The sequence below is a fragment of the Candidatus Saccharibacteria bacterium genome, from assembly GCA_016191105.1.
In the GTDB taxonomy this organism is placed as follows: Bacteria; Patescibacteriota; Saccharimonadia; order CAILAD01; family BJGX01; genus JACPPH01.
The window spans coordinates 54,350-76,899 of the sequence record JACPPH010000008.1 but is presented as its reverse complement, the minus strand read 5'-3'; the positions used below and the strand labels follow the sequence as shown (position 1 = coordinate 76,899).

At 44.5% G+C, this 22,550-nt stretch carries 22 protein-coding genes and 1 tRNA gene; 7 read left to right on the top strand and 16 right to left on the bottom strand.

Annotated elements, in window-relative coordinates; genetic code table 11:
* Positions 1 to 26: 26 nt before the first annotated feature.
* The 3 genes from HYX70_04200 to HYX70_04190 are packed head-to-tail and all read right to left on the bottom strand — an operon-like array spanning position 27 to position 2,523.
* Positions 27 to 833, bottom strand: coding sequence for an ABC transporter permease subunit (locus HYX70_04200; protein ID MBI2798465.1), 807 nt, complete (start codon positions 831 to 833; stop codon positions 27 to 29).
* The gene (locus HYX70_04195; GenBank protein ID MBI2798464.1) at positions 830 to 1,624 is read right to left on the bottom strand and encodes an ABC transporter permease subunit; all 795 of its coding nucleotides are present in this window, start codon (positions 1,622 to 1,624) and stop codon (positions 830 to 832) included. Before HYX70_04195 ends, HYX70_04200 begins: the two co-directional genes overlap by 4 nt.
* A gap of 11 nt (positions 1,625 to 1,635) precedes the next feature.
* Positions 1,636 to 2,523 (bottom strand): ABC transporter ATP-binding protein, encoded by an 888-nt coding sequence (locus tag HYX70_04190; protein MBI2798463.1) that lies wholly within the window; start codon positions 2,521 to 2,523, stop codon positions 1,636 to 1,638.
* Between the two features lie 61 nt (positions 2,524 to 2,584).
* Between HYX70_04190 and HYX70_04185 the strand changes: the two genes are divergently transcribed.
* Both HYX70_04185 and HYX70_04180 read left to right on the top strand, forming a co-directional pair.
* Positions 2,585 to 3,871 carry a chloride channel protein gene (locus HYX70_04185; protein MBI2798462.1) on the top strand — a complete coding sequence of 429 codons (1,287 nt, stop codon included), beginning with the start codon at positions 2,585 to 2,587 and terminating at the stop codon, positions 3,869 to 3,871.
* A gap of 37 nt (positions 3,872 to 3,908) precedes the next feature.
* The gene (locus tag HYX70_04180; protein ID MBI2798461.1) at positions 3,909 to 5,546 is read left to right on the top strand and encodes an ATP-binding protein; all 1,638 of its coding nucleotides are present in this window, start codon (positions 3,909 to 3,911) and stop codon (positions 5,544 to 5,546) included.
* On the opposite strand, the gene HYX70_04175 is transcribed toward HYX70_04180, so the two are convergent.
* Positions 5,547 to 6,038, bottom strand: coding sequence for a VOC family protein (locus HYX70_04175; protein MBI2798460.1), 492 nt, complete (start codon positions 6,036 to 6,038; stop codon positions 5,547 to 5,549).
* Positions 6,039 to 6,488: 450 nt separating this feature from the next.
* Entirely contained in the window at positions 6,489 to 6,695 is a 207-nt protein-coding gene (locus tag HYX70_04170; GenBank protein ID MBI2798459.1) for a hypothetical protein, read from the bottom strand.
* A gap of 67 nt (positions 6,696 to 6,762) precedes the next feature.
* Between HYX70_04170 and HYX70_04165 the strand changes: the two genes are divergently transcribed.
* Positions 6,763 to 7,086, top strand: a complete 324-nt coding sequence (locus HYX70_04165; protein ID MBI2798458.1) for a YdeI/OmpD-associated family protein — start codon at positions 6,763 to 6,765, stop codon at positions 7,084 to 7,086.
* Between the two features lie 100 nt (positions 7,087 to 7,186).
* On the opposite strand, the gene dapF is transcribed toward HYX70_04165, so the two are convergent.
* The 8 genes from dapF to HYX70_04125 form a co-directional block, all read right to left on the bottom strand.
* A complete protein-coding gene (gene dapF / locus HYX70_04160) occupies positions 7,187 to 7,954 on the bottom strand; it encodes a diaminopimelate epimerase (GenBank protein ID MBI2798457.1) in 768 nt (255 codons plus the stop codon).
* Between the two features lie 61 nt (positions 7,955 to 8,015).
* Positions 8,016 to 8,426, bottom strand: coding sequence for a hypothetical protein (locus HYX70_04155; GenBank protein MBI2798456.1), 411 nt, complete (start codon positions 8,424 to 8,426; stop codon positions 8,016 to 8,018).
* Between the two features lie 32 nt (positions 8,427 to 8,458).
* Positions 8,459 to 9,658 (bottom strand): DNA (cytosine-5-)-methyltransferase, encoded by a 1,200-nt coding sequence (dcm, locus tag HYX70_04150; GenBank protein MBI2798455.1) that lies wholly within the window; start codon positions 9,656 to 9,658, stop codon positions 8,459 to 8,461.
* A gap of 39 nt (positions 9,659 to 9,697) precedes the next feature.
* Entirely contained in the window at positions 9,698 to 10,429 is a 732-nt protein-coding gene (locus tag HYX70_04145; GenBank protein ID MBI2798454.1) for a restriction endonuclease, read from the bottom strand.
* Positions 10,430 to 10,716: 287 nt separating this feature from the next.
* Positions 10,717 to 11,766 carry a hypothetical protein gene (locus HYX70_04140; protein MBI2798453.1) on the bottom strand — a complete coding sequence of 350 codons (1,050 nt, stop codon included), beginning with the start codon at positions 11,764 to 11,766 and terminating at the stop codon, positions 10,717 to 10,719.
* A 43-nt stretch (positions 11,767 to 11,809) separates the two neighbouring features.
* A complete protein-coding gene (locus HYX70_04135) occupies positions 11,810 to 12,262 on the bottom strand; it encodes an NUDIX domain-containing protein (GenBank protein MBI2798452.1) in 453 nt (150 codons plus the stop codon).
* An 80-nt stretch (positions 12,263 to 12,342) separates the two neighbouring features.
* Positions 12,343 to 13,542 carry a phosphatidylserine/phosphatidylglycerophosphate/cardiolipin synthase family protein gene (locus HYX70_04130; GenBank protein ID MBI2798451.1) on the bottom strand — a complete coding sequence of 400 codons (1,200 nt, stop codon included), beginning with the start codon at positions 13,540 to 13,542 and terminating at the stop codon, positions 12,343 to 12,345.
* A gap of 218 nt (positions 13,543 to 13,760) precedes the next feature.
* Positions 13,761 to 13,835: transfer RNA gene (locus HYX70_04125), tRNA-Asn, on the bottom strand.
* Between the two features lie 191 nt (positions 13,836 to 14,026).
* Here HYX70_04125 and HYX70_04120 point away from each other — a divergent pair.
* Together HYX70_04120 and HYX70_04115 are read left to right on the top strand one after the other, a co-directional pair.
* Entirely contained in the window at positions 14,027 to 15,109 is a 1,083-nt protein-coding gene (locus HYX70_04120) for a hypothetical protein (protein ID MBI2798450.1), read from the top strand.
* Between the two features lie 443 nt (positions 15,110 to 15,552).
* Positions 15,553 to 16,596 (top strand): cellulase family glycosylhydrolase, encoded by a 1,044-nt coding sequence (locus HYX70_04115; protein ID MBI2798449.1) that lies wholly within the window; start codon positions 15,553 to 15,555, stop codon positions 16,594 to 16,596.
* Here the strand turns inward: HYX70_04115 and HYX70_04110 are convergent.
* Positions 16,580 to 17,710, bottom strand: coding sequence for a glycosyltransferase family 4 protein (locus HYX70_04110; GenBank protein MBI2798448.1), 1,131 nt, complete (start codon positions 17,708 to 17,710; stop codon positions 16,580 to 16,582). The two genes, HYX70_04115 and HYX70_04110, sit on opposite strands and share 17 nt — an antisense overlap.
* A 224-nt stretch (positions 17,711 to 17,934) precedes the next feature.
* On the opposite strand from HYX70_04110, the gene HYX70_04105 reads away from it, so the two are divergent.
* A complete protein-coding gene (locus HYX70_04105; protein ID MBI2798447.1) occupies positions 17,935 to 19,035 on the top strand; it encodes a hypothetical protein in 1,101 nt (366 codons plus the stop codon).
* Positions 19,036 to 19,096: 61 nt separating this feature from the next.
* On the opposite strand, the gene HYX70_04100 is transcribed toward HYX70_04105, so the two are convergent.
* Together HYX70_04100 and HYX70_04095 are read right to left on the bottom strand one after the other, a co-directional pair.
* Complete coding sequence (locus HYX70_04100) at positions 19,097 to 20,410, bottom strand: O-antigen ligase family protein (GenBank protein MBI2798446.1); 1,314 nt, start codon at positions 20,408 to 20,410, stop codon at positions 19,097 to 19,099.
* Complete coding sequence (locus HYX70_04095) at positions 20,373 to 21,479, bottom strand: glycosyltransferase family 4 protein (protein ID MBI2798445.1); 1,107 nt, start codon at positions 21,477 to 21,479, stop codon at positions 20,373 to 20,375. The genes HYX70_04100 and HYX70_04095 overlap by 38 nt, the downstream gene beginning before the upstream one ends.
* Positions 21,480 to 21,533: 54 nt before the next feature.
* On the opposite strand from HYX70_04095, the gene gmd reads away from it, so the two are divergent.
* Positions 21,534 to 22,538 (top strand): GDP-mannose 4,6-dehydratase, encoded by a 1,005-nt coding sequence (gmd, locus tag HYX70_04090; protein ID MBI2798444.1) that lies wholly within the window; start codon positions 21,534 to 21,536, stop codon positions 22,536 to 22,538.
* Positions 22,539 to 22,550: the final 12 nt, after the last annotated feature.

Here is a 22,550-nt window from a genome sequence, read left to right as displayed (position 1 = left end):
GCAACCTAGATCTACCAAAGCAATTACTATGTGGCTAAATCTCGTCGACTGTAAAAAATATAACCCAATCCAATCAGCACAACTGAAATAAATACAGAAACCATAATGTAGGTAAAGCCGACCCAACCAGTATTAATAATCTTTTGAGCCGAAAACCACTGCAGCGGTGTTAAGTACCTAAGCCAACTAAAGTCGCGGGCTAGATCGGCAACTATAGAAAATAAATATGAAGCAACTATTGCAATCGTAACCAATACAGTTGGTAGTTTGGGCTTTTTGCATATTCCAGCAAAGAAAATGCCCAGCGAAAAAAACAGTATTTGTATGAGTAAAATGCCCCACATAAGATTCATAATCTGACTGGTCAGGTTATAATTGCCGCCATTGGTCATGCCCACAGCCACAACCGAAGATACAGCAATTACCAAGAAAATTATCAAAACATTACACAGCCCGGCCACAATCTTGGCCGACAATGCCCTATAGCGCGTGATCGGGCGTGTATACAGAAACTCCGAGGTTTTGTCTCTTTCCTCTTTTGACACTATGCCAGCACCAAGCAAGCCAGAATATATCGCACCTATCAGGGCGAAGTATAAATACAGAATGCCAAAGTAGCCAATAAGTGTGCCAATGTTTAGATCGTTCATGCCAAATAGCACCTGCAATGCTCTCGGGAAAGAGTTGGTAACACTGTTGAGCGAACTTGTGCCTTCGGCCGATTTGAAGCCCTCGAATTTAGAGTAGCCGGAAACCTGCAGAAACAATATACCAACTATCCAGCCCAACAAGGCTTTGTAGTTTGACTTCATCTCCCGCCAGAATATGTTCACTGTTTTATATCCTTTTTGGTAAAAATAGTGTAGCTAATAATTAACCATACAGCCACAAAAACCGCTAGCCACAATAGATATTTGTATTCATAGTTGCCATGCTGAAATATATACACTGGGTCAAAATACTTAAATGGGGTTAGGTAATACAACTGGGGTTTGTCCAAAAAGCCACCAAACGACGAAATCACAAAGAATACAAATACGGTTGGTAAGCTCACCGCTATCACGCTCTTAACTTTTGGCAAAACAGCTCCAAACAAGAACCCTAGAACCAGAAAAAACAGCTGAATAAAAAACAAACTCATTGCTAGCAGAATAAAAAGCTTAATACTAAACCCGGTTGACGATAAAAGCTTTGCGGCAATCAAGCTAGTTGCCGTAAAAAAGACATTTGTAATAACTATAAGACAAAAGGCGGCTGCAAACTTTTCGCTTAGCAAATGAGCCCGACTTGTTGGCTTGGAAAGCAAGAAGTCGGCAGTCTTTGCGGTGACCTCTTTTGACACGATTGAAACGCCTAGGTTCATGGCCTGAATAGAGCCCGCTAGCCAAATAAAAGTTAATATGTAGCCAAAAAAACCGTAAATTGAGTAAAAAATCTCAAACCGGAAGTTAATAGCGGCCAATAAAGCTTTTGGATAATGCGACACAATCTGCCTAAAACTATCTACCTGCGCAGAGACCGGCCCATACTCGGACATAAAAAGCGTCGCCACTGAACCCAACGCTACAATCCAAATTGCAACCGATCGGCGGTAAAACTTTAGCTCTTGCCAAAATACATTCACAGCTCATTCACTTACTTATAGTAATGTAAAAATATTTCTTCTAGATCGGGCTCGCTTACTTCGAGATTGGTTAGGTCGAGTTTTGCAATTACCTTGGTAACATCTTGAAGATTACCGCGATATAAAAAGTTGAGTTCCTTGTCGGCTTGGGTTACCTCGCTCACCCCCTTAATAGCAGAAAACAGCTGTTTGTCTAACTGATCGCGTGCTGACAGTCTGAAGCGTTTGGTACTGTTCTTTTGAAGATCCGATAACTTTTCGACTTTTATAAGTTTGCCTTCCTTAATAATGCCAACCCGGCTACAGAGTCTTTGGACTTCGCCCAATATATGAGAGGAGAATAAAACGCTCGCACCTCTTTGGTTCTCTTCTTTTACAAGATTAAAAAACTTCTGCTGAATCAGTGGATCTAGGCCGCTGGTAGGCTCGTCTAGAATTATCAATCTTGGTTCATGTAAAAGCCCTTGGATAATTCCAACCTTCTTTTTGTTACCAAACGATAGGTCCTCGATCTTTTTATTGAGATCAAGATTTAAAATCTCGGCTAGTTTTTTGATCCGGGCATCGGTTTGGGCTTTGGGTCGATCATAAAAGCTAGCTGAATAGCGCAATAGGTCTATGGCCTTCATACTATCGTAGTAAAAGACTTCCGATGGCAGATAGCCCACCTCCTGCCGTATGTCTGGGCCATACTTGGTAACATCTTCACCAAAAATAGTAGCTGACCCAGATGTCGGATGAATTATCGAAAGTAGTGTGCGAATGGTAGTGGACTTGCCAGCACCGTTGGGGCCAATAAAGCCAAAGATCTCGCCCTCTTGAACCTGCAAATCCAAATCAATAATACCCCTATCCTTGCCGTAATATTTAGTAAGCTTACTAGTCTCGATTACATTCATGATTTTTGTAGATTAAAATAATTGCTTTGTTTATATTCTATCATGGAAGTATTATGTATATATGAACGGTAGCGCAGGACAAGCCAATCTTGAAAATTTAAAGCGGTTTATTGCTGGACGGCGATTTTTTCTAGTACTGTGCTTGGCAATACTCCTGGGTTTGGGTGGCGGACTTGTTACGCTTGTATTTATATTCTTACTCAGAAGCTTTGAACAGCTACTGTGGCAAACACTGCCAGCACAGCTACGTGTATCAAACATTGGCCTATACACGATTGTTGTTTGCGTTACCGGTGGAGTATTTGTTGGCCTTTGTGATAAGTACTTTGGCAATTGGCCTAGGTCGATGGAAGAATCTTTCACGGCTTTCAAGACCGATGGCAAGTTCGACTACAAGCACCTGCCACAATCTGTGTTAGCCAGTTTTGCCTCATTGGGTTTTGGTGCTAGTTTGGGGCCAGAGGCGGCATTGGTTACGGTTGTGGGTGGCATTAGTAGCTGGATTAGCCAAAAAATAAAACTCACCGCTTTAAATGCGAGAGCTCTAGCCTACATGGGATCAACAAGCGCGCTCGGTGCACTGTTTGGTTCGCCGCCCGGCGTGGCTGCACTGTCGTATAGCGAGGAGTTTAGTGATCGCAAGCGACACTTTATTTGGATCACCTTGCCGGGTATATTGGCCGGCCTGGCCGGTTGGTGGTTATATCGTAATTTCAGCAGTGGCGGCTACTTTAGCTACAACTTTTTGGCCTATAAATTTCAGATGTACGATCTAGTGTATTTTGCTTTGCCAGCCATCGCTGCAGCTATATTTGGGCTGGCTTTTATTGGTCTTGAGAAAGCCCTTGGTAAAATCCTAAGGCCTTTTGAGAAACACCAGATTGTGCTGGCTATGGCTGGTGGCTTAGGTTTGGGCATACTGGCCCTTGGGTCTTCATTAATTCTATTCTCTGGTCACGAAGGAATTCAAGATATATTGAGCAACAACTCAAGCTACACCGGCGTTAGCCTGGCACTACTTTCGTTTGGCAAGATCTTGGCGGCTACACTTTTGTTGGCTGCGGGCTGGAAGGGTGGTAAGTTTTTCCCGGTTATGTTTATTGGTGCCGCTATCGGGCTGGCCACCAGCCATGTCTTTAGATCGGTTACCCCTATGGTTGGTGTTAGCTCCGGCATGAGTGCAGCCTTGGCGGTACTCCTACGTCGGCCTTTTGTGACAATCCTAATAATGATATTCTTGTTCCCACCCAATCTATATTTATTTGCAGCCTTAAGCTCTTTGGTGGGATTTGGAATTTGTAAGGCTGTGTCTACAAGGTGGAAATTATTTACCACAAGTCCGATTTAATAGACAAGGTAAAGATTTACAAGCTACAATACTGGTTATGGATAATAACACTCAGAAGAATATTGCCGATGCCTTGTGGCTAGAAAGCTATGATGAAAGTAAACTGTCAGACGATACTGCAGAAGCTTGCAACAGTAATAAGAATTCAAACCATGCGATCGGCGAGCGGGTTCGTGATTACTTAGACTGGCTCGACCGTCACCCACAAAGCTTTAACCCCAGCTACCACAAAAGATATTCATTACTAAAAGAAACTATTAAAGACTTAAATACTCAACAGGCCTACGCGGCCTGCCAAAAACTTTTGGGCAATAATGCCGTTCAGGGCTACGACCAAATTCCAGAGACTGCCGACTTAAAGTTTCCGCGCGACCACGAGCCCAAACTACGCAGCCAAGTTGGTTGGCACTTCTTTGTTGGTAGCGCCTGGGATGAAGACGGCCAAGAATATGGTATAGAAATTATGTTCTTTAGGGTTGCCATGCTGCCACCAGAGCTAGCTAAAAAACATGGCTTGACCGATATTGAAAACCAAATAGTTGAACTCCAACTTGGCATAAGCAGAGCTGGCGAGAGACATCATCAGGCCGATCCAGTAGTGGTGGCTGGCACTACTGGATTAATTAGCTTTAAGCCAGAGCCATTCACCTATACTTTCGGCAAGAATAAAATTTCAGCCGAGCATAAGAGCAGTTTTTGGCCGCTTAATGTTACAGCTCGCGGCATCGACCGTGGTAAAAGCGAACCTTTCCCACTTGCGGCCGATCTAACTTTTACGAGCGGTAAAGAGTATCTACTGCAAGGTGATAATGGTGCAATGCCCAGTATAGCTGGCATGGGAACGCTGTATTACTCTATCCCTAATATCGTTCTCAAATCTGGCAGCACCATAAATTACGGTGGTAAAACTATAAAGCTCAAAAATGGCAGCTTTTGGTTCGATCATCAGTGGGGTTTCTTGGGCGGCAACTCAACCTCGCCCGTATTGCGAGCAGCTAGCAATATTAACAAACCAGCACCAGCTGGCTGGGATTGGTTTATGGCTCAATTCGAGGGCAATCGTCAAATCACTATGTTTGCCTCGCACGGCAAAAAATACATGCCTTTTTATTTTCAAACCGGCGCTGTGCCACCGGGCAAAATGACCGTCGAGGTTGGCGGCAAATACATGGACGAACACAAAAAGCTCTACAATACCTGGGGAACGCTGGTAGTAGATAGGTGGATAAGGAGCGAGGGATCACCTAACCCTCAAATTTACCCAGTTACCCACACCTGGCACCCCAATAGTTGGCACTTTTCTTTTAACGAAACCATGCCCAAGGATATTCGCGAGTTCCACTTGGAGCAAATCGTGCCGTCTAGCCAAACTAACTTTTTTGCCAACGGCTCCCAATACAACGAAGGGGCCGTCTATGTAAAAAGCCCCGAAGGCAAAGATATTGGTCGTGGCTTTGCCGAATCGGTTCAATACGCCGACCCTTGGCCGACTGTTTTTCATATTATGGGTTTCGGAAATGATGCCAAACTAATGGCCGCTATCAAAAATAACGGTGCGTCACTGAGTCGACGCCTAGTTAGCTTAGCTTACATGCTTACACATCAAAAACAGCTCAAAGCAACCTTAGCTAAGAGCAAGGGCATGGAGTTTTTTGGCCCTACCCCCAAGAAGTAACTACTTTTCCTTGTAGGCGCTTTCTAGATCGGCCACGACAATCTTTTTCATTTGCAGCATGGCACGGGTTACACGTTTAACTTTTTCGGAATCTGAGTCACTCATAAGCTCGCCGAGTTGCTTAGGTATTATTTGCCAGGTTACACCAAACTTGTCTTTGCACCAACCGCACCGCTCGGCCTCTGGTACTGCCGAGAGTTTGCCCCAATAATAATCAACCTCCTGTTGATCCTTGCAGTTTACAACAAACGATGTAGCACCCGAAAATTCCCAAACCGGACCACCATCTATAGCCATAAACTTTTGGCCGTCCAGCTCGAACTCGCCATTGAGTACTTTGCCGCCAAAGCCTTTCATGGGTCCTTCTAGGTCCTCTTCATTTGGATAGCGATCAATACTAACAATTTTTGAATTCTTAAATACAGAAGCGTAAAACTTTATTGCCTCTTCGGCATTATTGTTAAACCATAAAAACGGAGTAATTTTTGTCATGGACAACATCCTTGTTTATTAAGCTTAGTATAACAAAACAAACATACCCATGGCTCGTGAACATAGTCACATAAAATACTTTTGGTGCTATAGTGATAACATAAGGAGAACTTCTATGGCGACCCCCGCAAAACAACCAAACAAAAAACCCAGCAAAAGTTATTATGGAAAGCGGCCGCTCTGGCAGTGGATTCTACTGTATTTAATTATTGGTGGAGTTGTATATGCCGTTGTCTACTTTCTGTTCTTTGCAAACGGTTATAAGTACTAGCTTACGAAGTTGCTAAGGGCTTTTTATAAATCTGTGATTTGCAAAAAAAGTAGTTATTATTTACTGGTAGCCACTTTTCTAAGTTCTACAACACGCTTTAGGACAACTTTTTGTCGGCTGCTAATTCGACCCAGTAGCCGTCGATTTGCTTAACAGGCCTTACAGCAAAAAGCTTAATGTTACTTGCTGTTTAGGTATTTGCCGGCCACGCTCAACGCAAATGATGACAGAACCACAAAGCCTGTCGCAAACAGGAGTTTCATTAGGGTTGTGTTTAGGCTTGAGTTGTCTCCCCCGCGACCTGGCGCAGTAATAACAAACAGAACTCCAAAAACACCAAACAATATTGAGGCACCTACAAATACTCGTGTAGCTATTTTTTGCATGGGCTTATTATACACCTTATGGCAAGATTTCTTGATAGAAATGTATTGGCTGGGGTAAGATAAGCCTATGACAAAACAAGAGATATCTGGCGGCACCGTGCATAAAATGGTGCCCGACCTAAAAAAGGCTCTTACTGCTAACCCAAGCGCACTTGCAAAGTGGCAAGGCCTTACCCCGCTGGCACGCAATGAGTGGATTTGTTGGGCAATTAGTGTTAAGCAACAAAAAACTAGAGATGAACACGTGAGGCGTGTGGTTGAGGAGCTTTTGCAAGGCAAGCGCCGGCCGTGCTGCTGGATTGGCTGTATTCACCGCTCCGATAAGCCAGTAAGCAAATCGGTGCAGGGTATACTCAATAAACGATCTAAAACTAACTATCTACAAGGATAATCCTTGCACACCAAACTTCGCTACATCATGAAAAAAGCCCAAGACATGCTCGGGGCTTTTCATGGCTCCGGATGGTGGAGGAAGTTAGAACTAGTTTAGTTTATTCAGTTTCATCTGTAGATACTATTTGTGCTGGTCCTGTCATTCGAAGATAACCCTCGTCGTCCTGCCACACTTTTGCTGTTCCGCCCTTTACTTCAACGTTGATAGGGAATTTAGCACCCTTTAACCTTACTGCTGCAATAGAGCATACTGCCATCCCTGTACCGCAAGCTAATGTTTCGCCATCACCTCGTTCCCAAACACGCACACGAAGTTTGCTTGGTGTTATTACCTGTACAAAATCGACATTTGTCCTACTTGAGAAATGATTGTCTGTTTCAACTTTTGACCCCAAACTCTTTACTGGAGCAGTTTCTATATTTTCAACAAATGTAATAGCATGTGGGTTGCCAATATTTGCAATGTAGAACTTAGTACCAAAAAGCTCTAATGGCTTGTCGGCTAGCTCTGCGATACCCACTTGTACCTCAACCCGGTTTGGGTTAGTGCCATCCCAGTTTACTTTTAGACTTTCTTTGCCCGACTGAATAGTAAATGTGCCAGAGTTTACTAACTTATTATCAACAGCAAATCTAGCCGTACACCTTAAACCGTTACCACATCTTTCGGCAAGAGAACCATCCGCATTCCAGTAATTCATGCCGACCTGATTATCTTTTATAGGAAGCACCTCTATCACGCCGTCTGCCCCAATACCATCCTTTCTATCACAAAGCTTCTTAATCACTTGGCCATTAAGTTTTATAGGGCCCTTGAAGACAATAAAGTCATTTCCAAGACCTTGCATTTTTGTAAACTTTTTCATGTCATCAGATTATATCAAAAAAGACCCTTGGATAATTCATATGTAATCGAAAGTTAAAACTTTATTGGCTTTTTGCTAAAAAAACAAAATCAAATGCCGATGTAGCTGCATATTTCATCATTTCATGGCTATTCTTTGGTTTCTGATAGCAAGTGGCCGCGACGACTGGGCTAGCCTTATTCCATTCCTGAGGCTTGAGTACTTTTTGCAGTAAATAAGTGCTATCTCCTTCCCACTCAGGACGGTAGCGATTTATTTGCTTTTTTACATGATCAAGAGAATCAATAAAATCCTCTACATATAGGCAATAGGCCAGTCTACCATCTCCGACTGTAAAATACCAAATAAAACAATCTGGGCTTAGTGATTCATACTTTGTAAGATTAATGTTTTTAACTCTAAGTCCAAACTGAGTAAGTATTCCAAGAATTAAATCATTTGATTCTCCGTTCCAACTACGCAACATTTCCATTGTTTGCCAAAGTCTTCCATATTCTAATCACCCTAATTAGCATTGCCATTTAGAATATTAATAACAGATGTACCAATATGATAACCAAGGTTTACTGGCACCGCATTTCCAATTTGCTTGTATTGAGCAGAAACTGAACCCGAAAACTTCCAGCTATCTGGGAAGGTCTGTATTCTGGCATATTCTCTTACATTTAAAGGTCTTGTTTCCTCCGGATGGCATCTTTCCGTTTGCTTTTGAGCAGGAGTACAGGTTAAGGTTAAGCTGGGTTCGTGCCAAGAAAGTCGTCGTGCCATTCCTGTCTTCCCGCCCGTTTGCCCATAGCTTGCCTTCATATATTCAATCTGAACATCATCCGGTAAATCACGCCAATAACCACCTTCAGGAACTAGTTTCATTATTTCTTTCTTTCTTTGAGCATAGCTTTGTCCTGGTGCTTCAGGCTTATCACCAATTGCTTCATGAATAGAAATTGTATAGTTTTTCTCTTCTGGGTAAATAATAGGTAGGTCTAAATCATCCCGTACAGCTATTATCACTAGTCTTTCTCGCTTTTGTGGCACATCCAGGTACTGGGAGCGTAATACTTTGTACTCAGCTCTATAACCTATCTCTGATAAAACTTCTAGCATTGCCTTAAGCGTTTCTCCGTTGTTATGACGTAGTAAGCCCTTAACATTCTCACCGATAGCGATCTTAGGCTGAACTTCCTTTACAACTCTAGCAAATTCGTAGAACAGGGTACCTCGAGCATCTTCAAAGCCCATCTTTCTACCAGCATAGCTGAAGGCTTGGCAAGGAAACCCGCCCTCTACAATATCTGCGCTTCCCTTGTATTTATGAAAGTTTATGTTCTTTATATCATCACAGATAATATCCCAATCCTTACGATTGGTAGTTAGAGTTTCGGCTGCGCTTTTATCAAACTCATTTAGTAGAATATGATTTAAGCCGGCGTTATCTAAGCCCAGTGCAGTGCCGCCAGCACCAGAAAATAAGTCTATAACTGTGTAATTCGTTCTCTTACTAGAGCGTAGTATCTTATATAGATTAATAGAATGGTCACCAGATATTTTCTTGTACAGATTTTGTATCTCTGGTAGTTCAAAAAGACGATAGTTGCTTTCAGAGCGTTGTGACTTGATTAAACCCTTCTTTTCCCAGCGTCGGATAGTATCAGTTGAAACCCCAACTTTAATTGCTGCGTCTGAAATTGTAAGCAAGGCACTCATACTCTCCATATTACTGAGAGTACAAACATTATGCAAGGGTTACTGCGAACTTCTTCCGAACATATCTGAATATTTTGATTGAATGTCTTTTGCTAAATCATTAACAACATTATCAACTAGTTCTTTCATATCAATTTCGTTTGCCACTTCACCAAATGCTTTTATCAAGTCTGCGTAAAAGTCTTCATCTCCAGTAAATCGATGCCAAAAATCTTTCCCCATAACTACCGTATAGTCTTTTTCTAGCTTCCTAAAGAACTGGCTTTTTTCTGCTTCTTCGCCATATAATAAACATACATAAAGGTCGTTATGCTGTATTGATAAATGATTTGTCCGGGCTAGATTAGTAAGTGCCTGAAAGTGTTCTTTAATTGTAGTTACATCATCGTGATTTATAACATTTGGGCCGGCTTTAACCTGACAGTATTTCTTTCTTTTATCAATTTTATCTATAAACTCAATATCAATGCCTGGTGTAGTTGAGCCAAAAGTGTCAGAGAATAGTCTGGTAATTAATTCCTGTGTTCTGGAACCAAAAGATGTATTTATCGAACTGCCTAATACTCTCGGGTAAATAAGCGCTTTAGCTAAACTTTTGTAGTTTTGATTGCCCTCTAAATAATTTGCTAGGTATGACCATAAAAAGGGATTGATATTAAACTCATCTACATTTTTTAGTTTTAGTGTGTTTTGTTTATGAGCTTCAGCAAGCTCATCTCGCATCCAAGCTTTCGCCTTTTCCAAAATCTCGTTTTTGGTCTTAGTATCCATAAATTTAGTATATCATTATAAGATAACGATAAATATTACGGGGGGAGATAAAAAACAATTCAATAAGTCTTTTGAGAAGGCTAAGCAAACTGAAAATGTTTTGCCGTAATAGCTCAAAGGAATACTTAAGGCTGTTGGACTACAACTATTATCCGTAGGCTAATATTGATGTTTTACTTTGTGCTCGATAGCTTTCATGTTCACATTATAAACCCTCGGGTCTTAAGCATAAGTACTTTGGCTCCGTGTAGTAACTGAAGTTAGAACTAGCTTTTCGCTGAGCTTACTTAACTATAAGCAGCGTCAAAAGCAGGCTTTAATGTGCTGACATGAGAACTTCCTACCGCAACAATTGGCTCTTTTCCCCGTTTGATTGCGTGAACCGTCAGCTCGAATGTATGTCTATCTCGCATTAGCATATCCATTCGTGAAATCTCAGTTATCACATTAGGCTGGCCTCCAGATTGTTCAGGGGAAGGGTCCCATAGTACAGGGGGTTTGTTCAGGTCATATAATAAAGTTAGCTTCCCATCTGGCTCAAGTTGCAATAGCCTTTCACCTGGCTTAATTTTTTCAAATTCGGCGTTAAGCTTATCTACGATTGCAGGCATCTCTTTTACAATTATCGCCTTTTCCTGTTCAGACATCCTAACAACTTCATCTCGTGTCGTGCTTTTTTCAACCCAACCTCCCTCTGACTTGTCGCCTGCTACGCCAACGCTATGGTGTAAGTACGGAGCAACCGCATCAAGCGAGGCTGTAGGAGAATCCCGAAAAACACCTACCAATGTTTTCAGGCCATAATGTAAGGCTACCTCATCTCTTGTAATGCCTGGGCGTTCAACAAGTATTTTTTTAGCGGTATCATGAGGGTCTGGCTCGCCCGGAATAACTTCAATCCCTGCTTGCTTCCCAACAGCCGCCATGTATGCAAATTCTCCAAAAGCATCTTCCGGATTATCTGGAATGCCTCCTTCTTCTCCGTACTGACTTTCGAGTATAAGTACTTTTGAAGACTTGTCTGAAATAGACTGTAGCTTGTCACCAAGATATTGTACTTCCGGGTCAGCCATATCACTAACATGATGTGTGCCAATTAGTGTTATCTCTGAACCTGAACTGTTAGTATAATGCAGTTCAACGATACCTGTTGCTGGGTCTTCTAGCTCGGGTCTACCTTTCTCGGCAGTTTGATATGCTTGAGTACCAGAGATAATGATTTGTGTCTCAGCCTCTCTAACTTTATTGTTTCCATCCACAATGTCACTCAACTCCTTACCAAGCTGACTTGGTTGGCCCTTAGATGCTTCGGTGTTATTTTTTAGCTCTTCTGGCATAATTCAAGTATAACAAAGCTTACTTCTAATATTGAATACCTATTTAATCAACCTGTCTTACGGACGGTAATGATTTCACTGCAGAAATGTAGTCAATATTCGTCTGCCACATCTCTTCTTCTTCAAGATTCAAAATTTCTACATACTCATCGATATCAAAAAATTTAACATCGGTTGTTTTACCGTTTGGTTTTACCCCGTTTGGGTTAATTTTTGCAAAATAAATAATACTCAACAAATGATAATCTGTATCTACATTGGTCCATGGCACCACCACCCATGGATGACTGCTTATCTTACTCTTGCAACCTATCTCTTCTTCTATTTCACGCCCCAAAGCAACTGTAGGGCTTTCGTCCCATTCTAAGCCTCCGCCCGGCAAATCCCATCCCTTATCTTTCTCTTTCATAAGCAGTACCTGATTTTTTTCATTCAAAATCAGGGCCTTAATAGAAACCCGATAAAAACAATCAGTGCCTGGTGTGTTAGTCAACATTCAGTCAATTATAACAAAAGACCCAATCGGGTCTTAAACATAAGTACTTTGGCTCCGGGTGGTGAAGGAAGTTAGAACCACTATTTCTCAGCCTGCACTTTTTCAAGAAAAGCCATAATCTGTCCAACTATTTCAGGGTCTTTGCTCCACATTGCCAATTCTTTTGTACCGTTGTTTACAGTCCGTTCGGCAAAGTTATGAGACCCAAACAATACTTCTATATCACCATCTGCTCGTTTAATAACAAAAGCCTTAGCATGAGTCGGTCGTACTAAATTTTTAAAGTTAAAGTTTGGAGATTTTTTTGACTCTTGATTTAGCCATACTTGAAAAGCTGTCCCAAGCTTTTTAGAAAGAGGGTGATAATATTCTTTTGGGCTTAGTAAAAACAAACCGGTACTACCAGCCTCTATCTTTTCTTGTAGGACATCTGCAATCTCACCAAACATCGTCTTAGCTGGCGGCCACTGGTTTATCATTATAAACTCATCTTCTGGTCCCAGGCTTTTAGCCATTTCTAAAGCCTTGTCATAAATTACTGATTCACCTTTTTCTCCACCATCAACTAGTAGTTGTGTATCTTTATACAATCCATGCTCTTCACCTACAAAAACTTCATCTGCAATTGCCGATGACGGCTCAGTTTTTAAGAAAATTTCTTTTAACACCTCAACTAATTTAGGGTTAGTAACTTTTATCATAAAGTTGCTCATCTCAAAATCTACTTGTCGCAAATTCATTGTCCCAAACCAAGCCACATCATCAACAATCGCTAGCTTGATATGGTTATGGCTACCTCTTTCATTTTCACCACGGTCTCTAAAAGAGGAGTGTGTTATTCCAAGTTCTTCTAACTCGGCTATTTGTTGTTCTCGAGAATTAATAGCTTGTTGTAGCTCTGATTTATTACCTTTGTATACTGTTTTCCCATATTTACTCCAAGCTTGGTCATTGCCACTGCGAACATGTTCTCGAGCTACACGGTCATAAACAAAACGAGTTTTTGCACCATTAACTTTTGCCGCTTTTAGGGCATTAAAAATGGGTATAGTGGCTTGGGTAACTTCAAACTGCATTGTTTCTATACCAACAAAATCGGTGGCATATTGTGCCAAAGCCGAAAAGTCATCACGAAATTCCTGAGGAGATTGTAATTCAAATCCATTACCTTGCTTTTCTATCTCATTATTTGTCGCGCGAATTTTAGCAAGGCTATCGGTTAATTCTGAATTAAAACTAGAATCAGAATCTTTAGGTTTACTTACATCTTCATTACTCATGTCCTACATCATATCAAAAAGAAGCCCTGACGGCTTCTTTAAGCATAAGTACTTTGGCTCCGGAGGCCGGATAGCGTCCGCTGTACAGCGGACTTCTCCGCTCAAAAGTGCTCGAAGCAAGCTTCTGTGCGCTTTATCGCTACGCCGAACCTACGGTTCGATTCTGACACTTCAGAACATCATGAAAAAAGCCCGAGGCAAAACTCGGGCGCTTTTCATGGCTCCGGAGGCCGGATTCGAACCGGCAACCTTTTCGTTAACAGCGAATTGCTCTACCATTGAGCTACTCCGGATAAACTGCTTATTCTGAAATTGCTCTACCTTCGCTGTACAGCGAAGAGCTACTCCGGAATGGCGTAATACCCACCGATTATACAGATATGGGGCCCTTGAAGTCAAGGTGGAGTTATGTTAAAATACTTGCGCTAAACCGTACAAATCACAACTAGCTCCGGGAGGAGACATGGCTCTATTTAAGTGGAGTGTGCGTAAACACTCCGACAACAGTCTCCCCTGGCGCAAGCTGGGACACGGCAAGTTCACCTACCGCACACTGCAGTACCAGAAAGAACCGCGTGACAGGTGGCGCAACACCAAGGCGAATGTGATCGTGGCCGCCACTAATCCGGATTATCAGTACCGGATCGGCCAGATCATCTATATGCGCCACAACGAGGTCTGGAAAGAGGCCGGGTTCCACCCCACCACCTTCGACGCCTGGCTGCGTGGTGCCGAAAACGCCGACGAAAGTATTCGAAAGCGGTCGTCTGAGCTCAGCGGCGACGCCGAGATCTTGCGTAGTTACAGCGAGCTCCTGGGCGTTAACTGGTATGCCGTCAAAGACGACGTGGCCAAGCGCGCCGACATGCTTGCCGTACTGGCCGGGATGTCGCTACGCTATGCGCCGGCTATTCGTGAGCGCTTGCTGCAAGCATCGGCAAAGGTCGGTGCTTCCGCAGCCCTGCGCGATCGGCACAAGCCACCGCGCGACAACCCGAGCGCAATGCGATGGCGGTGGTCGGCGGCCATCCGGCGGTTCGACGCCCAATGGGAGTTCAACGAAAAGGCCGCCGGTTCTGCCGCCGACATGATCCTGCTGGCACGAGCTGTTCAGGTGCATGTCGACGAACTCTTCGATCGTCTGCTCGAAGCTGAGGGCACGTCAGATGCAAGTGCGGCGGTTCGCAGCCTTGTAGGCGCCGCTATCTTCAACCCACTGTGCAATGCCGGGCAGTTTGCCAAGCAGCACAGCAGGCACGGAGTTGTGGCAGATGAAGACATCGGCCTGGTCATTAGCGCCTACCTGGCTGAGCGCCAGATGTGTGCGGCCAGTGGGTTGGTTACCCTGATCCGCGACTTCCCGGAGTTCAGAACGTCCCAGGTGTTCAACGAACTTCGCCAGGCTGTCTCGTGGGAACCTTTCGACGAAGGCTATAGCGATCTTTCGCTGCAGCTACTGGCGTTCACCGATGCCCTGGAGGTGGTGGTGCACAACGATGCGGCTCGTCGCAAGTCCGCCAAGTCCATCAAGAAGCTCATTCGTGGCCGGGTGAAGGTCGCCGCCTGAGCTTGTTCAACAGAAGTACGGTTTCAACGCTCCGATCTCCAAAAAGGATCGGGGCGTTTGCCGTTATATGTTAGTACTGCTCCAACACTTTAATCAATACTTCATTGCACACAGAAAGCGGCTGCGAATGATTTTTTCTCACTCTAATTAGCTTTTGGCTAGTCTTCGTTCAAACAAAATCATTCTCGCTCACTTCGGTGTAACAATGCAGTCGATTTCAAAAGTGCGGGAACAGTGCTTATGTTTTTACCCTGCAATCATGTAGCCTATCTAGCGTTTCTACTCCAGCCTCAATAAAATACTGTTGGCATCATTCGCCAGTTTTGCTCGTCTGCGTATCGATAGATATGCTTCCTTACAAAAACTAACGACCGGCACTCAACAGCCTGTCTTTCACTTAACAGACTAGAGACACTAGACAGGTTTAGAGTATAATAGCGCGCATGTTAGTCTCTAAGCTCAAAAATTGGGCCAAAACCCTATTCATAATTCTGGTTGGAGCTGTTTATGCTCTGGCCATAATTAGTATTGTACTAATGTATTGGTATTGGGCGGTTAACCTCAACAAGCCCGAGGTAATTGGTGTAAGTTTTAGCCAACCCCAGGCCGAACGCTACGGCGTGGACTGGCAAGCCAACTACTCGGCTCTACTCGATGATTTAAATTTTAAAAACTTGCGGATTGCGGCTTATTGGGATCGCACTGAACCTACCCAGGGCCAGTTTGATTTCTCACAAACCGACTGGATGGTCGAACAGGCCAAAAAACGTGGCGCCAAAGTCACGCTCAACATTGGCCAGAAGCTAATACGCTCACCCGAGTGCTATTACCCTAGTTGGCTCAACAAGAATGATCCGGCTCAAGTTCAAACGCAAATCGACCCCTACCTAGCCGCAGTGGTAAACCGCTACAAAGACAATCCCACTATCGAGGCTTGGCAGGTCGAAAATGAGTTCCTACTAAAAAGCTTTGGCAACTGCCCGGGCGCAAACTTAACCAATAGCCAGCTAAAGCGAGAGGTGGAGCTGGTTCGCGGCTTAGATAAGACCCGGCCCATTGTACTTACTCAGAGCGACCAATTTGGCTTTCCCCTAAAAGGCCCGTTTGCCGATGTATTCGGCATTTCATTGTATCGATATGTTTGGAGCAGCCTATTCGATGGCTACTATCGCTATCCGCAAGATGGCAACTACAACTGGCTAAAAGCAGCCTGGATTCAGTTTTTAACCGGCCAACAGATTAAAATACACGAACTTCAGGCCGAGGCCTGGGGGCCCGTTGGCAACGAGTATCTCAGCTTTAACGAAGCCAGTAAGACCATGAGCCCGCGACAGTTTAGCGAAAACATAGCCTATGGGCGACAGAGCCAAATTAAAAACTTTGACTTATGGGGAGCAGAATGGTGGTATTGGCTAAAAGAGAACGGCCGGCCCGAAATGTGGCAGTCCGTAAAAGACCTAGTAGCTAATTCTAAGTCTGCTTCTTGAGTTTGCGCTCCACGCTCTCGTAAACAGCCAGCGTTTCTTGGGCAGTTTGCCGCCAACTAAATTTATTAAATTGTTGCTTGCCTTTTTTTACCAGTTCTTGCTGTTGCTTTGTGTCGGCTAAAAGGCTCGAAATAACCTTGGCCATGTCGTTGGGGCTCTTAGGGTTAAAGTAGGCGGCCGCATTGCCCAATATCTCGGGTAAGCAGGTGGCCTTGCTGCTGGCTACTGGCAAGCCATAGCCCAAAGCCTCGAGTGGTGGCAGACCAAACCCCTCCGATAGTGACGGAAACACATATAGGGCCGCCTTCTTGTACAGGCCGGCCAGCTCAGCATCATCAACATAGTTGGTAAAGATTACCCGGTGTTGCAAATTAGCCTGCGCAACCTCATCCTCTAGCCGCTTGTGAAAAGCATCTTTACGACCGGCGATTACAAGTTGATAGTCGAGCCGATAGCTATTAACTAGTTTTCCAAAAGCAATTATCAAGCGCTCTAAGTTTTTGTGCGGATAAGCATTGCCTACATAAAACAAGAAGGGCTTATCGATACCAAACTTGGCTAGATTAACGCGCGGGTTTGGGTAGGGTGCATCGGCAGCTTCATGGGTAACTACAATTTTGCGAGCCGACGATTTGTAGCGCTTAAGTAGGCCTTGTTTAACATAGTTGGTTGGTACCAGTACTTTTTGAGATTTTTCTATGCCTTTGCGCAAAACAGTGCGCATAACGGCGTCTTTAACATGGTAGTAGGCCGGCAGCATTTTGCTCCGATTAACATTTTTGAATTCCAATAGTGTGAGGTCGTGAATAGTTATTACGAAAGGGCCGCGATAGAGAATTGGGAAATCAAAGTTAGTAAAGTGCACTAAGTCTGGCTTGGCCAAGTTAATACGACGTAAAAAAGTCGTCTGCTCTCGAAAGGTAAACCACGGCTCGTTGGATTCTAGGTATTCTAGATTGGGTGCTTGTAGTTTAAGTTTTGCACGGTCTTGTGGCCGAACAAGTAAAATATAGCGGTTGGACTTATCGAGTTGTAGAATTTGCTCGACGGTTTGCTCAATATAGCGGCCAATACCAGTTTGCTTGATCCATCGGGCATCTATAAGTATTCGCATGGCGTTAAAGGTTGCTATTACTTAGCTTGTATTTCATAAATATTTATCCAGACCCTTTTAGTAAGAAACATCACTACTAGTTCCAACAATATCACACGCCAACTATTATACCCTATGATCAAGCATGTAGTGGCATGATGCCGCTCCATGCTTGCAACTAGCGTTGGGCTTGCGATATTGTAAATACCGATACTTGTTGGAGTACTACAACAGGAGGGTGAATAATGAGTATCGCACGGAGGGTGGCCCTATTTGGGCCACTCTTTACATTGACATTCGGTATGATTGCAGCCGCTTGCGCTGTGCCAACGCCGGTGGGCATTTCGCCCACTCCAACACCTAGCAGCACCACAATCCAACCCTTGGTGGCCGGAACAGGTGCCAGCAATCCCCAAGCCTTTGTAGATGCCTACAACGTAAAGGGCGGCTCGGTCATGGGCTCGCCCGTGGCAGCTGTCGAGCGCTGGGGCTCAGCTTGCATGCAGCGCTTTTCAAGCCCAGGCTATGGCGAAAATGCCATCGTACAGCCAAGCTGCAGTGGCACCGCCTACAACGTTGTGGGTGAATTATGGGCCTACGCCAGAACCAAAGGCTCAGCTGAGATTGGCTATCCGGTCATGGAATCTCACCGCTGGGGCAACAACACCGGCTGGGCTCAGGACTTCAATGGCGGTTCCATGGGCTATGCAGTAATCGCCCGTGGCGATGCAGTCAAGCGGGTTCAGGGGGTGCGCAGCGGCTTCTTGAGCTGGTACTACGCCAATGGTGATGCCGGTGGTTACCTACAGTGGCCAATCAGCGATGAGTACGGCTACTGCGCGGGCACTCGTCAAGACTTCCAGGGTGGCTCGATCATGTGGGATTCGGCAGGTGGAGTTCGAGCTGCAACCAGCTGCGCGCCAACTATCGGCGGCCGTGAACAACGTGCCGTTGACTGGGCCACGGCCGAGAAGAATTCGCCAGACCCAACCTGGAGCAATGAGTTCGCCCGACCTTGGTCGGGAATCTGCGAGATGTTCGTAGAAGTTGCGCTGGGCGGACGAGGAGCGGGTCGACAGTATGCCAGCGCCATGGCCAACTACTACGCCCAGCTAAATGCTGGTCGAATCCGCACCGACACCAATCCCCCACCTGGCGCGATTGTGTTCTATAGCGGCGCAGGCGGCTACGGTCACAATGGTGTTTCGTTAGGCAATGGCCAGGCAATCTCTACTCAAGGATTCGATGGAGATCGGCTGCCTGTACGGCAACACCCGGTGGTGGGGTATCTGAGCAATCCCTACCTCGGTTGGGCCTACGCCCCCGACAACTGGCTCGGCCGCTAGCTAGCTCACAGGAGGGTGAAGTGGCGATCCTAAGCTCATTAGGATCGCCACTAACCCGCAATTATTTTTCGTTGGTTTTGGCTTTAAACCCAACAACACCCAGCAGCAACCCTACCGCAAACCAGAGCTGAATTACGTAGAGAGTTGAGAATGTCTGATATTGAATAGCTTGGGCTGTCAGGTAACCCAACAAAGCCAACACCACTATGTGTTCGGGCTGCCACTTTTTAGTTTGCAATATTCGCACTGCCGCCCAAACCAGGGCTCCAAAAAAACTCAGCAACAGTGCAAATCCCACCACTCCGGTTTCGGCCAGAAGCTCTAGCGGCTCATTGTTGACAATTGGCCAACCAAAGTAGGCTTGTTGGTTATTATTTGTAGCGGGTCCAAATTGACCTGGCCCAATTCCCATAATCGGGTATTTCTTTATTAAATCTATCGCAAGTGCGCGGCTCATGGCCCGTGAGTCGGAGTTCTCGTTGATATCAGTAACATGGCTTACATATGAGCCAGAACCAGTATTTTTGCTCTGGGTGTCTTCTATGGGCTTGTGAAAAACAGTAATTATTAAGATCGAGCACAAATAGGCACCCAACATAATAGCAAGGGTTGGCCAGATCTTACCAGAACGGTGTTTTGGCATGCATGCATATATAACCACGAGGGTTAGTGCCAATCCGATATACCCAAGTAGCCCACCGCGCGACACAGTTAGAAATAATGGCAAGGAAAACAAAAACAGCAAACCCCAAAGTAATCGCGATTTTTTATAACTGCCAAACAGCAATATCGAAACAACTACTGCTATGGGCAGCAACAGATAAGAAGCAAAATAGAGCGGCTCTAACGCCGTTGCTTGAGGTCTGGCATAGCCAAACAGGTTCCATTTGTAGCGGGTAGCCAACCCAGTAACCGTTTGGGGCAGGCCATAGAGATCACCAAAATATTGAAAGATAGCAAACAGCGATGTCGCGGCTGCACCCGCAAACAAGCCTTTTATTATTGCAGCTAGGTACTGTTTTTGGTAGATAATGCCAACCGACACTGCCAGCGCAGAGGTGTATAGAGTAAATATAAACACTTGGGTGGCCCGCATATGGTTGATAGAGCCTGGGATTAAAATAAACAGCCAAAGCACAAACAGCGCTAGTGGCACCATCAGACTATTTGGCTTAAACTTTTTGAATTTCATAACGAACCAAATTGCCCGCAAAATGATTAAACCGCCAATAAACAAGCTAGGTCTTAGAGTAACCCCAGCAAATGAAAATGATGGTATGCGCTCAAATGGCAAAAGAAATGCTAACAGCGCTAACAAGTACTTATCGGGGTGTTTCCTAGCGTCGAGATAAAATTTGTTTATAAATTGATTCATGTAGCTTGGCTATATTGTTCCAGTCAAAATGCGCCGCCAGCTCATGGGCACCGCTTGCTAATAGTTTAGACAATTTTGGGTCATTCAACAAATCGTTAATAGCTAGCTCAATTGTGTAAGGCTTGTTATTGGCCAATAAGTAACAGTTTTTTCTGTCTTGAAGTAATTTGTCTTGGCTAGGGCCGGTTGTAATCACTGGCTTGCCATGAGCTAGAGCGGCCAGTACACTGCCCCGTCGCAAACTAACTGGCTGGTTAAAGGGCAGGGCCACAATATCGCATATCTGAAGCAACCCCGAGATCTCGCTATCGCTCAAGTACCCCAGCCAATCAATATCGGCACTGGTATGAGCAATTTGCTTGTTTAGTTCTTTATGATATTGGTCTTTTGGATTGTAGCCAGACGAAATTAATAGCTTAGCGCTTGAGCCAACCCTGGACACGGCCTCGACTAACTTATCTACCCCTTTGTTCTGATCGAGCAGGCCCCAGGTAAGAATTAACTTTTTGTGGCCAGGATTATACTTAGATTTTAAGTCATTTAGCTGGCCATCGCTAAACTTAGCCACCTCAATATTGCTGCCAATTGGCACTACATAGAAATTCTTGCGTGGAAATCGTCTTGAAAGCACCTTGTAATCAGCTTGGTTAGAAACTATTACATCCTCAACTGGTTTTATTAAAACCTCAACTCGCTTTCGGCCAAGCCAACTGGCATCGTGATACTCATGTGAAGTAACAACAACTGGCAGTTTAAGCTGCTTGGACACCTCTTTGGGTATCAGAGTTGAGCCCAAGGTGCGGCCAAATTTAACCGATGAATACTGCATGTGGATAAGGTTTGCCTGGTCCTTTTTTACCTGCATAGCTATTTTCTTGGCCACGCCCTGTCGCCAATTACCTACAAACGGTTCGGTAATAGCCGTTTTCTCTGCACCTACAGAGGTTATTATCTTGTGGTCTACTTTTAGATGCTGGCTAAGCCGTTGCATATAATAGCCCACCCCATCTTTAATTGGCGGATACGAGCCGCATATAAATTCAACTTTAACTGGTTTGCTGCTGTTCATGTGATAGTATAATTATATCTTAGCTTACAGTTTTTCAATAATGGAGGATTCAAAATGGCACAAGCAAAACGAGCACTAATCACGGGCATTACTGGTCAGGATGGAACCTACTTGGCTGAGTTGCTAGTAAAAAAGGGCTACAAGGTATACGGTCTAATCCGGGGCCAGAATAACCCCAAGCAAGCCATGATAGAGGAGCTATTGCCTGAGATTGAGCTACTCGAGGGGGATCTGGGAGATATGAGCTCTTTAGTTTCGGCGGTTGAATACTGCCAACCAGACGAAGTGTACAATCTGGGCGCAATTAGTTTTGTAGCATTTTCTTTTAAACAGCCCGAGGTGACCGGAAATATTACAGGACTAGGAGCCCTTCGTCTATTAGAGGCCATCAGAATAGTGGATGGTGGCAAAGGAAAAATTCGTTATTATCAGGCATCAACAAGTGAGCTGTTTGGCAAAGTTCGCGAAGTGCCCCAAACCGAAGAGACGCCCTTCCACCCTCGCAGCCCTTATGGCGTCGCGAAAGCTTATGCCCACTACATGACTATAAATTACAGAGAAAGCTACAATCTACATGCCAGCTGCGGCATACTCTTTAACCATGAGTCGCCACGTCGTGGGCTAGAGTTTGTAACCCGCAAAATAACTAACTCGGTTGCAAGAATAAAGCTTGGCCTGCAAAAGGAAATAACACTTGGGAATTTAGACTCAAAGCGAGATTGGGGTTTTGCAGGAGATTACGTTGAAGGTATGTGGCTCATGATGCAGCAGAAAAAGCCAGATGATTACGTCCTGGCAACCGGAGAAACCCATTCGATAAAAGAGTTCCTCACAGTAGCCTTCAAAGAGGTTGGTATTAACAATTGGAAACCATATGTTAAGCAAGATCCGCGCTTTATGCGGCCGGCCGAAGTTGAGCTGCTAATTGGCAGCCCTGAAAAAGCAAAGAAAAAGCTTGGCTGGAAACCAAAAGTCGGTTTTGAAGAGTTAGTTAAGATGATGGTTAACTCAGACTTACAGCAAACTGAAAGCAAAATTATTGGCAAGGCGGTCAAATAGCTTTAGTTGAAA